At 60.4% G+C, this 14794-nt stretch carries 12 protein-coding genes and 1 pseudogene; 5 read left to right on the forward strand and 8 right to left on the reverse strand.

What is annotated here, in order from left to right; translation table 11 throughout:
- Nucleotides 1–529 precede the first annotated feature (529 nt).
- The 4 genes from nirB (at nt 530) to AO065_RS02805 (ending at nt 6272) form a co-directional block, all read left to right on the forward strand.
- Nucleotides 530–3091, forward strand: coding sequence for a nitrite reductase large subunit NirB (nirB, locus tag AO065_RS02790; RefSeq protein WP_004886540.1), 2562 nt, complete (start codon nt 530–532; stop codon nt 3089–3091).
- Complete coding sequence (gene nirD / locus AO065_RS02795; RefSeq protein ID WP_004886538.1) at nt 3091–3474, forward strand: nitrite reductase small subunit NirD; 384 nt, start codon at nt 3091–3093, stop codon at nt 3472–3474. Before nirB ends, nirD begins: the two co-directional genes overlap by 1 nt.
- Nucleotides 3475–3833: 359 nt before the next feature.
- Nucleotides 3834–5810 carry a DNA topoisomerase III gene (locus tag AO065_RS02800; protein WP_004886535.1) on the forward strand — a complete coding sequence of 659 codons (1977 nt, stop codon included), beginning with the start codon at nt 3834–3836 and terminating at the stop codon, nt 5808–5810.
- Nucleotides 5811–5873: 63 nt separating this feature from the next.
- Nucleotides 5874–6272: a RidA family protein gene (locus AO065_RS02805; RefSeq protein WP_004886533.1), complete on the forward strand. Its 399-nt coding sequence runs from the start codon at nt 5874–5876 to the stop codon at nt 6270–6272.
- 9 nt (nt 6273–6281) lie between these two features.
- Here AO065_RS02805 and surE read toward each other — a convergent pair whose 3' ends face one another.
- Together surE and AO065_RS02815 are read right to left on the reverse strand one after the other, a co-directional pair.
- Nucleotides 6282–7055 (reverse strand): 5'/3'-nucleotidase SurE, encoded by a 774-nt coding sequence (surE, locus tag AO065_RS02810; RefSeq protein ID WP_004886531.1) that lies wholly within the window; start codon nt 7053–7055, stop codon nt 6282–6284.
- Nucleotides 7056–7162: 107 nt separating this feature from the next.
- Entirely contained in the window at nt 7163–7474 is a 312-nt protein-coding gene (locus tag AO065_RS02815; RefSeq protein ID WP_025993496.1) for a DUF6482 family protein, read from the reverse strand.
- A 202-nt stretch (nt 7475–7676) separates the two neighbouring features.
- On the opposite strand from AO065_RS02815, the gene AO065_RS02820 reads away from it, so the two are divergent.
- Complete coding sequence (locus AO065_RS02820) at nt 7677–8048, forward strand: PH domain-containing protein (RefSeq protein WP_004886526.1); 372 nt, start codon at nt 7677–7679, stop codon at nt 8046–8048.
- Between the two features lie 55 nt (nt 8049–8103).
- On the opposite strand, the gene AO065_RS02825 is transcribed toward AO065_RS02820, so the two are convergent.
- From AO065_RS02825 to AO065_RS02845, 6 genes and pseudogenes are all read right to left on the reverse strand, one after another.
- Nucleotides 8104–9900, reverse strand: a complete 1797-nt coding sequence (locus tag AO065_RS02825) for a methyl-accepting chemotaxis protein (RefSeq protein WP_004886523.1) — start codon at nt 9898–9900, stop codon at nt 8104–8106.
- A gap of 177 nt (nt 9901–10077) precedes the next feature.
- Complete coding sequence (locus tag AO065_RS27705; protein ID WP_407072087.1) at nt 10078–10941, reverse strand: methyl-accepting chemotaxis protein; 864 nt, start codon at nt 10939–10941, stop codon at nt 10078–10080.
- Nucleotides 10936–11691 (reverse strand): annotated as a pseudogene (locus tag AO065_RS27710) (MCP four helix bundle domain-containing protein); the annotation flags it as partial. The gene AO065_RS27705 and the pseudogene AO065_RS27710, both read right to left, overlap by 6 nt.
- A gap of 182 nt (nt 11692–11873) precedes the next feature.
- A complete protein-coding gene (locus AO065_RS02835; RefSeq protein WP_004886518.1) occupies nt 11874–12893 on the reverse strand; it encodes a TRAP transporter substrate-binding protein in 1020 nt (339 codons plus the stop codon).
- Nucleotides 12894–12956: 63 nt separating this feature from the next.
- Nucleotides 12957–14237 (reverse strand): TRAP transporter large permease subunit, encoded by a 1281-nt coding sequence (locus tag AO065_RS02840; RefSeq protein WP_004886515.1) that lies wholly within the window; start codon nt 14235–14237, stop codon nt 12957–12959.
- Nucleotides 14234–14791 (reverse strand): TRAP transporter small permease, encoded by a 558-nt coding sequence (locus tag AO065_RS02845; RefSeq protein ID WP_004886512.1) that lies wholly within the window; start codon nt 14789–14791, stop codon nt 14234–14236. Before AO065_RS02845 ends, AO065_RS02840 begins: the two co-directional genes overlap by 4 nt.
- Nucleotides 14792–14794: the final 3 nt, after the last annotated feature.

Below are 14794 nucleotides of genomic sequence, written 5' to 3' on the forward strand. Positions count from 1 at the left end.
CCGGTGTCCGCACTATCGTGTAAAAAAGCACGGCAGTGCCGCTGCCTCACTGGATAGCCAGATGATTTGTGTATAACGATGAGCGCTCCGCATAGGCACGCATCCAGTGACGCTCCACATCCGCCACCTATCCGCTTCCATGCACACCTTTACAGCGCAACCCGTCCGTTGCGCACCATTGCAATGCAGCCTGCCCGGCCATCCCGATACCTGCATCAGAACCCTGATGCCGCGCCAGACGCCCGGAAACCCGAGGCGCGCGGTCACTCATCAATGATCGACACCAAGCTGGCACAACCCCTGCATTATTCCAGACAACCCCACCTTCAATGTGGTCGGGCCGCCCCGGTTGATCGACGCAGATCGCCAGTCTCATGGAGACCTCAGGGCCATCAGGTGCATCCGGCAACGAGGCTCGATCCGCACCCTTTACAGCATAAGAGAACAGGCAAAGGCGCCTGGAACCGAAAGGTTCCGGGCGCTTTTTTTTTGCTTCAAAAAACCTGATTGGCCTCGGCCGGGATTAGCCATGAACACCACAGTCTTCCCCCACAACGATGTAAAAACCCTGATCGTCGTCGGCAATGGCATGGTCGGTCATCATTGCGTCGAGCAGTTGATCGCAGGCGGCGCGCTTGAGCGTTATCGCATTCATGTGTTCGGCGAAGAGGCCCAGCGTGCCTATGACCGCGTTCACCTGTCCGAGTACTTCACCGGGCGCGATGCCGAGTCGCTGGCCATGAGCGAGATGGCGCTTTACGAACAGGCGGGTCTGACCCTGCACCTAGGCGTGCCGGTGCTGGAGATCGACCGTGATCGACACGAGATCATCACCGCTGAAGGCTGCTTCAGTTATGACAAGCTGATTCTGGCCACAGGCTCGTACCCGTTCGTGCCACCCATCGAAGGCGCGCAGGGCAATTCAAAACTGGTCTATCGCACGCTGGAAGACCTGGACAGCATTCGTTACGCGGCCTCGAAAGCCCGTCGCGGCGTAGTGGTCGGTGGCGGCCTGCTGGGACTGGAAGCGGCCAACGCCCTGAAATCCCTGGGCCTTGAAGCTCATGTCGTGGAGTTCGCACCACGCCTGATGCCGGTCCAGCTCGACGAACTGGGCGGCGCGGCCTTGAAGGCCCGGATCGAAGCGCTTGGCGTGGGCGTGCACCTGTCACGCGCCACTCAGTCGATCACTGACGGCAAGCAATACCGCTACCGCATGAACTTCGCCAACGATGAATTCCTCGAAACCGACCTGATCGTGTTCTCCGCCGGTATTCGTCCGCAGGACGCCCTCGCCCGCCAGTGCGAGCTCGAACTGGGCCCGCGTGGCGGCATTGCGATTGACGAACACTGCCGCACCAGCGATGAAGACATTTATGCCATCGGCGAATGCGCGGCCTGGAACGGTAGCGTGTTCGGCCTGGTTGCGCCGGGCTATCAGATGGCCCGTGGCGTAGCAGCGCAATTGTGCGACAAGGACACCGAGCCCTTCTTCGGTGCGGACATGTCCACCAAACTCAAGCTGCTGGGCGTGGACGTGGGCTCCATTGGCGATGCCCACGGCGCGCTGGCCGGTGCGGTCAGCTATCGCTTCATCGACGAAGCCACCGCCAGCTATCGCCGACTGGTGGTGTCGGCTGACGGCAAGCAGGTATTGGGTGCAGTGCTGGTCGGCGACAACAGCTACTACGACACGCTGCTGCAATACGCGCAGAACGGCATCACCCTGCCTGCCGATCCGTCGAGCCTGATCCTGCCGCACAGCGAAGGCGCGCCGACACTGGGTGCCGACGCCCTGCCCGCCACCGCGACGATCTGCTCATGCCACAACGTCAGCAAAGGCTCGATCTGCTCGGCCATCGACAATGGCTGCACCGACCTTGCCGGAATCAAGGCCTGCACCAAGGCGGCGACTGGTTGTGGCGGCTGTACCGCGCTGCTCAAGCAGGTCTTCGAGCATGAACTGGTCGCCCGCGGCGTTGCGGTGGACAAGAGCCTGTGCGAGCACTTCGCCTACACCCGCCAGGAGCTGTATTCGATGGTCCGCGTCGAAGGCATCGAAACCTTCGAGGAACTGTTTGCCCGGCACGGCAAGGGTGCTCACGGCTGCGACATCTGCAAGCCTGCGGTCGGCTCGATTCTCGCCTCGTGCTGGAACCGGCCAATCACCGAGCCTTCGCTGGTGCCATTGCAGGACACCAACGACACCTTCATGGCCAACATGCAGAAGAACGGCACCTACTCGGTAGTGCCGCGCATTCCTGGCGGTGAAATCACGCCCGACGGCCTGATCGCCATTGGTGCGGTGGCCAAGAAGTATGATCTTTACACCAAGATTACCGGCGGTCAGCGTATCGACCTGTTCGGCGCGCAACTGCACGAGTTGCCGGACATATGGAGCGAACTGATCGAAGCCGGCTTCGAAACCGGTCACGCCTACGGCAAATCGACCCGGACCGTGAAGTCCTGTGTCGGCAGCACCTGGTGCCGCTACGGCGTTCAGGACAGCGTCGCCATGGCGCTACGCATCGAGGATCGCTACAAGGGCCTGCGCTCGCCGCACAAGCTCAAGTTCGCGGTGTCAGGCTGCACCCGTGAATGCGCTGAAGCGCAGAGCAAGGACGTGGGTGTGATTGCCACCGAGAACGGCTGGAACCTGTACCTCTGCGGCAACGGCGGTATGCGCCCGCGTCACGCCGAGCTGTTCGCGACCGACCTGGATGACGAAACCCTGATCCGCTACATCGACCGATTCCTGATGCTCTACATCCGCACTGCGGACAAGCTGCAGCGCACGTCCGTATGGCGCGAGTCGCTGGAAGGCGGGCTGGATTACCTGAAGGCCGTGATCCTCGACGACAGTCTGGGGCTTGCGGCGGAACTCGAATCGCAGATGCAACTGGTGGTCGATCGCTATGAATGCGAATGGGCCAACGCGCTGAAGGATCCGGAAAAGCTCAAACGCTTCCGCACCTTCGTCAACGACGGCCGTGGCGACCCGGACGTGCATTTCGTCAAGGAGCGCGCCCAGCGTCGTCCGGCAAGACCTGAAGAACTCAAGCTGATCCCATTGTTCAAGGAGGTGGTCTGATGAACTCATCCGATACGGCTTTTGCAGAAAACACTCAGTCCGCACTGCATCTGCACTGGCATGCCCTGTGCGGTCGCCAGGATCTGGTCGCCAACTCAGGCGTGGTGGCATGGCTCGACGGTACGCAGGTTGCGCTGTTTTATGTGCCTGATACGGCAGACGGCGAGAAGCTTTACGCCATCGACAACCGCGACCCCAAGTCCGGAGCCAACGTGATCGGACGCGGGCTGATTGGCCAGATCGCCGGAGACCTGGTCATCGCCTCGCCACTGTACAAACAACACTTTCGGCTGCATGACGGCTCCTGCCTGGAATATCCGGAGCAGCGACTGGAGGTCTGGCCGGTGCGGTTGAACGGTGATCAGGTGGAGATTGCGGTTTAGCGGCAGGGATGTTTGGCCGGCATGATCACGCGTTACTCCAGATGCGTCGCCGGGACGCGGAGCGTCCTGAGAGGCATTCCCACGCAGAGCATGGGAACGATCATTGATCATCCGGACACTGATCGTGCCCATCGCGTGGGCATGCCTCCCGTGACGCTCCGCGTCACACATGGCACAGATTGCGGACCAAGTGAGCCAAGCGCATGGCTCAAGTCACCTTTTCAGTTCCCCTGGGTTCTGATCAGTCAAATATGGCCCCCAGAGCACTTATCTGTATATCCATACAGATAAAACTTGCCCATCGCCGCTTCAAAGTTCATCCTTGCAGCCTTCACCACCGGTAATCGAAGACGGTAGTCATGCGGCTGTTCCTTTGCGAAAAACCTTCTCAGGCCAAAGACATCGCGGCTGTGCTCGGCGCAACTCGGCGTGGGGACGGCTGCTGGGTGGGTGCCAATGCCACCGTGACCTGGTGCATCGGCCATTTGCTGGAAACTGCACCGCCGGATGCCTACGACGCCCGTTACAAGCGCTGGGTGCTGGAAGACCTGCCCATTGTTCCGCAGCAATGGAAGATGCTGGTCAAGCCCAGAACCGCCAGTCAGTTCAAGGCGGTCAAGCGTCTGCTGGGGGAAGCAAAAGAGCTGGTAATTGCCACGGACGCCGACCGCGAGGGCGAAATGATTGCCCGGGAGCTGGTCGAACATTGCCGCTATCGCGGGCCGATCCAGCGCCTGTGGCTGTCCGCCTTGGACGACGCTTCGATCCGCAAGGCGCTGGCCACGCTCAAGCCCGGTGCGGACACCTTCAGTCTGTATCACTCGGCACTGGGCCGTTCCCGCGCTGACTGGCTGATCGGCATGAACATGAGCCGACTGTTCACCCTGTTGGGCCGACAATCAGGCTATCAGGGGGTGCTGCCGGTCGGACGCGTGCAGACCCCGACACTTCGATTGGTCGTGGACCGCGACCGCAGCATTGCCAATTTCGTCCCTGTGCCTTACTGGGCCATCGATGTGAAGCTGCTGCATGACCAACAGGCGTTCATCGCCCAATGGCGAGCGCCTTCGGACGTTTGTGATGATCAGGACCGCTGCCTGAATCAGCCGCTGGCGCAGCAGGCAGCAGAAGACATTCGCAGGGCAGGCAGCGCCCGGCTGGTCAAACTGCGTACCGAGCGAATCCGCGAAGCGGCGCCCCTGCCCTTCGATCTCGGCACGCTGCAGGAAATCTGCTCGAAGAAGCTGGGCCTCGGCGCGCAGGAAACCCTCGACATCGCCCAGTCCCTGTACGAAACCCACAAGGTGATCACCTACCCGCGCAGCGACTGCGGCTACCTGCCCAACAGCCAGCACAGCGAAGCCACGAGCATCATTGCGGCGCTGGGCAAGGCCGATCCGGCGCTGGGCGAGCTGATGCCGCACCTTGATGCACAACGCCGCTCTCGGGCATGGAACGATGCCAAGGTCAGCGCGCACCACGGCATCATCCCCACCGCAGCGGCCCGAGGCATCGAGCGCCTGACCGGCAAACCGAGAGCGGTCTACACGCTGATCAGAGCTCGCTATCTGGCGCAGTTTCTGCCCAATCATGAGTACGACCGCACCCAGGCCGACTTCGACTGCGCAGGTCACGCCTTGCGCGCCGTCGGTAAACAGATCGTCGAACCGGGCTGGAAGCGTGCCATGCCCGAGGCGCTGGCCCCGGCAAAAGGTCGCGAGGCCCCTGCGCCGCAGCCACTGCCGAGACTGGTCCAGGGCTGCGACTGCGCTGTTGCCGATGTCATCCTCAAAGACCTCTGGACCCAGCCGCCCAAGCCGTTCACCGAAGGCGATCTGATCAAGGCGATGAAGAATGTCGCAAAACTGGTGGAAGATCCGCTGCTCAAGCAGAAGCTCAAGGACACTACCGGTATCGGCACCGAGGCGACGCGCGCGGGCATCATTCAGGGGCTGCTGGATCGTGGCTATCTCACCAAGCAGGGCAAGGCGCTGTGTGCCACGCCAGCGGCTTTCAGTTTGATCGATGCCGTGCCGCGCGCCATCGCCGACCCAGGCACCACTGCCATCTGGGAACAGGCGCTGGACATGGTGCAGAGCGGCGAAATGAGCCTTGAAGAGTTCGTTACCCGGCAGGCCGCCTGGATGAGCAAGCACGTTAGCCGCTGCGTCGGCATGCGCATGTCCATCAGCGGTCCGGCGAGCCCGGCAGGCGTGAAGCCGCCCTGGAAGAAAAAGCGCAAGGCAAGCCCGCGCAAGGTCGCAGGCACCGAGAGAGCAACCGGCACGGCGGTGAAAAAACCGCGCCGCGCCGTGAAACCTGCCAGCAAGGCTTAGGCCCGCCGGGCAGGTATTCGCTGCAAGGAATCAATTCAAAACTGCATAACCAGGTGTAGCCACATGTCAGACCGCGAAATCATTGTCCCTCCCACCATGGAACTGATCATGGACCGTGCTGGCTACGCGCCTGCGGTCAGGGTCGGCCATACGCTCTACTGCTCCGGGCAGGTCGGACGCACACGGGATATGGAAGTGATTCTGAACCCTGAAGCGCAGTTCATTGCCTGCTGGGAAAACTTGCGCACGGTGCTGGCCGAGGCTGGCTGCACATTCGAGGACATCGTCGACATGACGACCTATCACGTGTCGATGAGCGAGCACATGCCGGTCTTTCGCGACGTGAAAAACCGGCTGTTTCCACGCGGGCAATGCGCCTGGACCTGCATCGGCGTTGCCGAACTGGCACACCCCGGCCTGTTGCTGGAGATCAAGTGCGTGGCCGTGATCCGCCAAGCCTGACTGGACGCTTCAGTTCTGGAAACGCACCTTTAGCTGGTCCAGCATCGCCGTGTCGGTGCGCTCGAAACGCAGCGGCGTGACGGAAACACCGCCGTTCATGACCACATGGGTTTCGCTGCCGGGCGCGTCTGCCAGATCATGGCGATGAATGCTCAACCAGAAGTAGTCCCGCTCACGCATGTCGGTGCGTGAGGTGACTTCCAGTGAGTCGATACGACCGGCTCCCTGGGTGGTGAACTGCATCGGGCCTGCTTCCGCTGCCGGGACATCCGGGAAGTTGATGTTAAGACAAGCGCCCTGCTCCCAGCCGAGCCCCCATACCTTGCGAATCACATCAGGCGCCAGTTGCCGTGCCGTCTCCCAGCGCACCGAGTCACGACGCGTCAGGGCCTGGCTCAGGGCAATCGAAGGCACGCCGAGCAGCAGCCCGGCCATGGCCGCACCGACCGTACCGGAAAATACCGTTTCCACGCCCAGGTTCGCGCCTTTATTGATGCCGGACAGGATCAGCGTGGGTGGTTCACTCATCAGTTGCTGCAAGGCCATGGCGACGCAGTCGGCGGGCGTGCCCGACACCGAAAACCTGCGCTCGCCACGCTTGGTCACGCGCAGTGGGTGATGAATGCTCAAGGCATGCGATATGCCGCTCTGGTCGTGATCAGGGGCAACGATCCAGACTTCGTCGGCCAGCTCGCCGGCCACTTCTTCAAGTGCCAGCAGACCTGGGGCATCGATGCCATCGTCGTTGGTGATCAGGATTCGGGGTAGTTTCTGGAAAGACATGACTGCTCCTGAGTAGTGAACTGCTGACCATACACCCAGCAGTACCAACTGACCGCTCTGGTGGGCAGAGCGGTGTTCCGTTCATTCGGACAGGTGAAAGCGATGTATCAGAGACTGGAGCGCAACGGAATCTCATGGCGGGAAGATTCGACTTGCACGTCGTCCAGGCCGACCATCTCGTCGTGCGCCACGCCCTGGCTCAGAAACAGTTGCACGTCCGGCACCGACGACAGCACCTTGCGCGCTTCCTCGACCGAAGCCAGATGCAAAGGCTTGCCGTGCGAGTCCTGAACCGGCACTGACTTGCCGTCCACAAGCGCATGGAGCACGTACGAACCGCCTTCCATCGACACCAGATTGAGCTCACTGATCTTGCCAGCCTTGATATCGCTGGACAGGTCTTGAATGTTCAAAATCACACCTCCGTAGGCGTTCCGGGAATCAGAGCGTCACAGAAATTGAGCCTGAACAGACGTTAACGTTCCCTTGCTGTCATGTCAGACATGAACAATAACCCTCGTCAGGCGAGCGACCAAAAGAAGTGGCCAGCTGCTACTCTGCTTGCGCAATGCTCGGTACAGACGCGCTCCGCTTCCCTCAGTGACGGTTCAAGGACAGAAAATGATCGATTTCAACAACAAAGGTTTTTTCAAGCTCAAGCAGAATGACGAGTACGCAGAACGCGTGAAGGACCTGCTGCTGGACGGCGAAACAGTCATCGACGCCTACAAATCCATGCGCGACGGCGTGGTGTTCACCACCAAACGCATCATCTCGGTCAACGTTCAGGGGCTGACAGGCAGCAAGAAAGACTTCACGTCGCTGCCCTACAAGAACATCGTGGCCTGGTCGGTGGAAACCTCGGGGACCTTCGACCTGGATTCGGAACTGGAGATCTATTACTCGGCGATTGGCAAGGTGAAGTTCGAATTCACAGGCAAGACGTCAATGGTTGAAATCTCAAGGTACATCGCCCAACACCTGCTCGGCTGACTCACCGGACGCCCGCCTGTCTGTGTGCAGACGGGCGGGCGTCACACCCGACGACTCAGTGGCCCAGCAACTGCGCCGCGTCGAAGCCCATCCGCAGGTTGCCCCAATGACGGCCTTCGAAGAAGAACGGCACGTCGATCTCGGTCATGATTTCACCGGTATCGCGCAGGTAGGTCTGCAGCAGGAAACGCTGCTTGTTGCCTGCCGCTCGCAGGCCGACCGGATCAGAGAACATCCGCTTGTTGCGGCACACCGGCAGGTCGACGGCGCGATTGCCGGTCGGTTTCTGCGATACCCAGCTGTTGTTGACCGGGCAATAGCCCTTGTTATCGACAATGAACGTGACCTTGCCGCCCCGCGTGCCCTTGGTCAGCTTGTCGCACTCTTCCTGGCAGATCTGCGCGAAACGCTCGGTGTAGCTGGTCATGTATTGCTTGGGATCGGTGCCGGGAATCAGTTTGTAACTCTGATCAAACAGATTGACGCCCCCCTTGTGCAGCGCCGCAAGCCGCGCCTGCAGGATATCCCGACAATCACTGGCCCGCGTGATTGCAGCGTCCAGTTCACCGTGCCCGAGCACGAAACGTCCCAGCAGCGCCTGCACCCGCTCGGCAACGCCTGACAGGTCACGGGTGGCGGTCGCCGAATGCTGCATGCGCTGGTCGATGGCCTGGCTGTCGGCGTAGATGCGCGTCACCCGGTCGTTGATGCCGGTATTGGTCGTGGCGAACTGCTGGATGTGGGAGGCAATGTCGGCGAGCTTGCCATTGGTGGATTCGAAGTCGACGATCATGCTCTCGAAATGCCCCGAGGCCCGCTCCACGACCAATTGGGTTTCGCGCGCGCTCTGACTGATCTGGGTGGTCTGCTCGTAGGTCGAGCTGACTTCCAGCAGCATCGCATCAATGTTCTGCGAAATGTCATCGGTGGCCTTGCTGACGTTCTGCGCCAGGGTGCGCACCTCGTCGGCCACCACGGCAAAGCCGCGACCGCTCTCGCCGGCACGCGCCGCTTCGATGGCCGCGTTGAGGGCCAGCAGGTTGGTCTGCGAAGAAATCTGCTGGATCAAGCCGACAATGGACTTGATGCTTGACGAACGCTGGTTCAGGGCAGACACCAACACGCCGAATTCATTGAGGCTGCTGGATATCTGGCTGATGTTGCCGGTCACTTCGAGCAGTTCGGAGTAGGAACCGCGCGCCATGCTCAGGTTCTGGGCGGTGGTGCTGGAAATACCCTGAGTCTGCTGCGACACGTCCTCAATGCTGCCGACCGCCATGTTGCTCTGATCCATGACCTCCTTGGCAAAGCGCGCCTGATCGGTTGCGCTGTCGCTGGAATCACTGATGTTCTTGAGCGAGCGCGCCGACTCGACCGCAATCTGCACGGTCAATGCCTGAATGCTGCTGATCACTTCGCGCTGCTTGGCCAGAAAACGGTTACAGGTGCTCGCCAGCACGCGGATTTCATCATGGGTCAGCAGCGGCAGATCCTTGGACAGATCACCCTCGCCATTGGCAATTTCTTCCAGCGCACCGGTCATGAACATCACAGGCCGCACGATGAGATGACGCAGGTACCAGACCATGAAACTGACCATGCCCAGCGTGAACAGGGTGCTGATCAGGATCGCGTTGCTCAGCGCATCCAGCCTGCCCTCGATACGCGCCAGTACACCGGTTTCCAGCTGCGCACTGCGCAACAGCGTCACGATGTCGGCACGAACAGACAGCGCCACCCAATACAGCAGCGCACTGACGACAACCAGCAGGAAAAGGCTTGAGAGCTTTTTGGTCAGGGTGTTGAAGAACTGTTTTTCGACCGACTCGTACAAGGCCTTTAACGTTTGCATGCAGCTGCTCCTGGGCGCGGAAGATGATCGGTTTCGATGGTTAACGTCTGTTAGTGCAAAAGCTTTAATGAACCGGAGCGATCAGTTTCGAAAAACACCTGATCGGGCGACAACCGCCTGCGAACAGGCGGTGGGCGAGCGGGTAGCGGAATGAGGCCGGATGAGGATCTGTAGACGTCAAAGCCGGAACCGATCCACCGAACGCGAGAGCTGCACTGCCAGGGCGGACAACTCGTCTGTGGTGGTCGCGGTCTGGCCGATGACCCGACTGTTGTCCTCGGACATGCTGGCGATCATTTCCACCTGGTGGGCGATTTCATTACTCGCCAGGCTCTGTTCGCCAATCGTGCGAGTGATGTCGTTGACAAGGTGCGTGGTACTCAGCGTGGCGTCGAGGATATCCCGGATGGCCTGCTGGACCTCGGCGGTCACCGCCATGCCTTTATCGACCTGGACCACCCCGGCTTCCATGCTGGTCACCGCCTCGCGGGTGCTTTGTTGAATGCGGGCGACCATGCCGGTGATTTCCTGAGTCGATGCGCTAGTGCGACCTGCCAGGCTGCGCACCTCATCGGCGACCACGGCAAAACCACGGCCCTGTTCACCGGCACGCGCGGCCTCGATGGCCGCGTTGAGCGCCAGCAGGTTGGTCTGATCGGCAATGCTCTTGATGACCTGAATGATGTTGAAAATAGCTTCCGATTCCTTGTCCAGCGTGCGGATCACCTGCGCCGACTGTTGCGCCGAACGGGCAATGCCGTCCATGTCGCTGACCACCTGATGAATTACCCGTCCGCCGTTCTTGGCCAGCGTCTCGGCCTGATTGGCCATTTCCCGTGCCTGTTCGGCGTGACGCGTGATTTCTTCGATGCTGGCGGTCATTTCGCTGGTGGCCGCCGACATGGTCGCCGCCGCCGAGCTTTGCTGCTGGCTGCTGCCCGCCACTTCGTGACAGCCGCTGCTCAATTGCCCGCTCATGCCACTGACGCCATGGGCGTTGCTGCGCACCACTTCGATCATGCCGCGCAGATCGCGCTGCATGACCGCAAGGCTGCGAATCAGCGCGCTGGCCTCATCACGACTGGTCGGCTCGGTAATTGGCTCGCTAAGGTCGCCATGCGCGATGCTGTCAGCGATGCGACTGGCCGACTGCAGGGGAATCATGATGCTGCGGGTCACCCAATGCCCCTGCGCGACCAGCAGCAACAGGCTGATGACCAGAACCACGCCAAGCGTGGTATTGGCGCTGCTGATGGCGTCGCGGGTGATTTCGCCGCTGGCTTTCGAGTTGTCTTCGATCAGGTCGCTCAACGTGGACATCTGGCCTTCAAGCTGGGTGAAGGCGGCAGAGAATGTACCCAGATCCTGTTGGGCGCGGTCAGGACTGTCCAGCGCGAGGCCGACAATTCGCTCGCCCGCGCTGATGTAGGCGTCGAGGCTGGGCTTGACCTTGTTCAGTTCGGCCTTGAGGGTGTCATTGATCGGCAGCGCCAGGTTGTCACTCAGCACTTTGCGGAACTGCGCGGCGTGCTCATTGAGGGAGGTCAGGACCTCGTCACGGGTGGTTTCGCTCTTGCCCAGCCCGACCAGCATCGCCGAGAGCACATCGGCGCGCAGGGCGTCGTGCATCATGTCGGCCTGCAGATGATTGCTCAGCGCGGTCATGCTGACCTCGTTGTCGGCCATCGCCGCCTCCATCCGGTTATTGCCCAGATAGCTGACCAGACTGATGATCAGCACAGCCAGTACCCCGGTGCCTATCAACAGAAACAAACGAAGTTTGATCGACATCCTGAAGCTCCCCTGCGGTCAATGAAATAACGCGAGCTGCGGATTGCTCTTATGCAAAGCTTATCGACGCCTGTTCACGGATATTTAAGACTATTTTCGGGGGGTTACCGGTTTAAATCGGATTGGATGTATCGAGCGTGCAGCGTCAGGCCCGCCGGACGGGCTCTGACGCGACAATGGCTTTACTGTGCTGCGCGTGCCTTGGCAATTTCGTCGTACATCATCTTCACCAGACCGGCATCCAGTTGCTGGGAAAACTCGTCGATGACAGGTTTTACGCGCTCACGAAAACGGTCTTTCTCGGCAGGAGAAATGTCGTTGACCGCAATCTGCTTCTCCAGATTGGCCCGGGCATTGTCCATGCTGGCGGCCGTCACTTCACGCTGGAAGACCTGAGCCTTGGCGGCGGCATCGCGAATCAGTGCCTTTTCATCGTCGTTCAGACGATTCCAGGTTTTCTGACTCATGATCAGCGACTGCGGGTTGAAGATGTGCCCGGTCGCGGACAGGTATTTCTGCACTTCGAAGAACTTGCTGCCTTCGATTACTGTGTACGGATTTTCCTGACCATCGATGGTGTGCTGCTCAAGGCCGGTGTAGACCTCGGGAAACGCCATTGGCACCGGGTTGGCGCCAAGGGCCGAGAAGGTCTTCAGGTAGATGGGCGACTGAATGACGCGGATCTTCAGGCCCTGCATGTCCTCCAGGCGGGTGATCGGGTGCTTGCTGTTCGTCACGTTGCGAAACCCGAGGTCCCAATAGCCCAGGGCGACCAGCCCCTTGCTGTCGAGCTGCGCTGCGAGCTTCTGGCCGACCGGGCCGTCGATGACCGCATGGGCTTCTTTCACGTCGTTGAACAGAAACGGGAAATCGAGCATCGCGAAGTCAGGCGCCTGAGCGGCGAGAATCCCGGAATTGAGGACCGTAATGTCGAGCGTGCCGCCCTGCAAGGCTGACACGGTCTGCACATCGCCGCCCAGCGTGCCGCCGGGAAACAGCCGCACCTTGATCTTGCCGCCACTGCTTTCGCTCAGCAGGTCAGCGAATTTCTGTGCGCCCTGCCCTTGCGGATGCTCCTTGACGTTCTGAAACGCAAAACGCAGGGTGCGTTCGCGAATCTCTGCCGCATGGCTGGCCACACTCGCCAGCAACAGGCTGGTGGCGCAAGCGCCGGCCAACAGGGTCTTTATCAGTTTCTGCATGTCATTCTCCGGTCTTGTTATTGGAAATGGAGTGATTGAAAGCCAGCGGCTCCTGCCTCTTTGTCATCGGGTCAAAAAGCTCAGCGGAACCAGCACCAGTTGCGGGAACAGCACCAGCAACAACAGCACGACAAACTGCGCCAGCATGAAAGGCCAGACGCCTCGAATGATCTCGTCCATGCTTATCTTCGAGACGCCGCACACCACGTTGAGCACCGTGCCCACGGGTGGCGTGATCAGGCCGATGGCGGTGTTGATCAGAAACAGCACACCGAAATACACCGGGTCGATACCCGCCATGGTCACGGCAGGCATGAGAACCGGCGTCAGAATCAGAATGGTCGGGGTCATGTCCATCACCGTGCCAACCATGATCACCAGCAGCATGATGACCATCAGCAGCAGGGTCGGGTTGTCCATGAACGGCTCAAGCAACGCCGCCAGTTGGTCAGGCAGCTCCGCGATCGTCACCAGCCACGACGAGACCATGGCCGCAGCGACCAGCAACATCACCACCGAGGTGGTCTTGGCGGACGACAGCACCAGTTCGTACAGTTGATTGATCTTCAGTTCGCGGTAGATCACCAGCGACACGAACAAGGCGTAAACCGCCGCAACCACGGCGGCCTCGGTCGGCGTGAAGATGCCGAACTTCAGGCCGAACACGATGATCAGCGGCAAGCCCAGCGCCCATGAGCCATCCACCAGCGTGCGCAGGATTTCCTTGCCGCTGCGCTTGGGCGGCGGTTCGACGTTCTCACTGCGCGAGACGAACCACCAGGCGATGGCCAGTGCGGCACCCAGCATCAACCCCGGCACGATTCCGGCCAGAAACAGTTTCGAGATCGAGACCCCGGACGCGACACCGAACACGATGAAGCCGATGCTCGGTGGAATGATCGGCGCAATGATGCCGCCCGCCGCGATCAGGCCCGCCGAATGCGAGCGATTGTGCCCGGCATGAACCATCATCGGCACCAGCAATGCAGCCAGCGCGGCAGCATCAGCGACTGCAGAACCGGACAACGAGGCCAGCAGACAGGACGCGATGATCGCCACATAGCCCAGCCCGCCGCGCTTGTGCCCGACCAGCGCCATGGCGATGTTGACGATCCGTTTGGACAAGCCTCCGGCGTTCATCACCTCGCCAGCCAGCATGAAGAACGGCACGGCCATCAGCGGGAAGCTGTCGGCACCGTTGAGCAGGTTCTGGGCAATGATCTGCGCATCGAACAGGTCCAGATGCAGCATCAACGCGACACTGACCAGCAGCAGCGCGAACGCAATCGGAATCCCCAGCGCCATGCTGCCCAGCAGCGATCCGAGAAAGATCATCAGGGTCATGGTCGATTACTCCGGGTAGCAGCAGGCGCATCGGATTTGATGACGGTGTCGGCTTCGTTTTCCCTGACCATGACCAGCGCCTCCTCATCCAGCCTGCCGCTGAGTGCCAGATACAACTGATACAGCAGGATCGCCGCAGCGCTGACGCCGAATACCAGCCCCGCCGCGTAGAACACTGCCATCGAAAATCCGGACGCGGGCGCCACGACATGCAGGTTGATCACAGCCTGCTGCCAACTGCCGCTGGAAATCAGCCAGCAGATGTAGAGCATCAGCAGTTGTCCGGTAATCAGGCAGATGCGCCTGCCCATCGGCGGCAAGCGTTTGACCAGGCTGTCCAGGCCCAGATGTCCCCGCTCTTTCATCGCCACTAGCGCGCCAAGAAAGATCATCCACACGAAGAACCAGCGTGAGAGTTCTTCCGACACGCTGATGCCGGAGTTGAACGCATAACGCAGCACGACGTTGCCGAACACCAGCACGACCATGGCCACCATGCACAACACGATCAACAGTTTGAGCAGCTTGAAATACAGATCGACGATTTTCGTCATTGG

The sequence above is a fragment of the Pseudomonas viridiflava genome, assembly GCF_001642795.1.
Lineage (GTDB): Bacteria > Pseudomonadota > Gammaproteobacteria > Pseudomonadales > Pseudomonadaceae > Aquipseudomonas > Aquipseudomonas viridiflava.

Bases quoted from the DNA above. Each gene is read 5' to 3' on its own strand.
- AO065_RS02835 (WP_004886518.1), bottom strand. From the start codon at position 12,893: ATGCAGAAACTGATAAAGACCCTGTTGGCCGGCGCTTGCGCCACCAGC.
- surE (WP_004886531.1), bottom strand. From the start codon at position 7,055: ATGTCTTTCCAGAAACTACCCCGAATCCTGATCACCAACGACGATGGC.
- nirD (WP_004886538.1), top strand. From the start codon at position 3,091: ATGAACTCATCCGATACGGCTTTTGCAGAAAACACTCAGTCCGCACTG.
- nirB (WP_004886540.1), top strand. From the start codon at position 530: ATGAACACCACAGTCTTCCCCCACAACGATGTAAAAACCCTGATCGTC.
- AO065_RS02825 (WP_004886523.1), bottom strand. From the start codon at position 9,900: ATGCAAACGTTAAAGGCCTTGTACGAGTCGGTCGAAAAACAGTTCTTC.
- AO065_RS02805 (WP_004886533.1), top strand. From the start codon at position 5,874: ATGTCAGACCGCGAAATCATTGTCCCTCCCACCATGGAACTGATCATG.
- AO065_RS02840 (WP_004886515.1), bottom strand. From the start codon at position 14,237: ATGACCCTGATGATCTTTCTCGGATCGCTGCTGGGCAGCATGGCGCTG.
- AO065_RS27705 (WP_407072087.1), bottom strand. From the start codon at position 10,941: ATGCAGCGCGATCTGCGCGGCATGATCGAAGTGGTGCGCAGCAACGCC.
- AO065_RS02820 (WP_004886526.1), top strand. From the start codon at position 7,677: ATGATCGATTTCAACAACAAAGGTTTTTTCAAGCTCAAGCAGAATGAC.
- AO065_RS02845 (WP_004886512.1), bottom strand. From the start codon at position 14,791: ATGACGAAAATCGTCGATCTGTATTTCAAGCTGCTCAAACTGTTGATC.
- AO065_RS02800 (WP_004886535.1), top strand. From the start codon at position 3,834: ATGCGGCTGTTCCTTTGCGAAAAACCTTCTCAGGCCAAAGACATCGCG.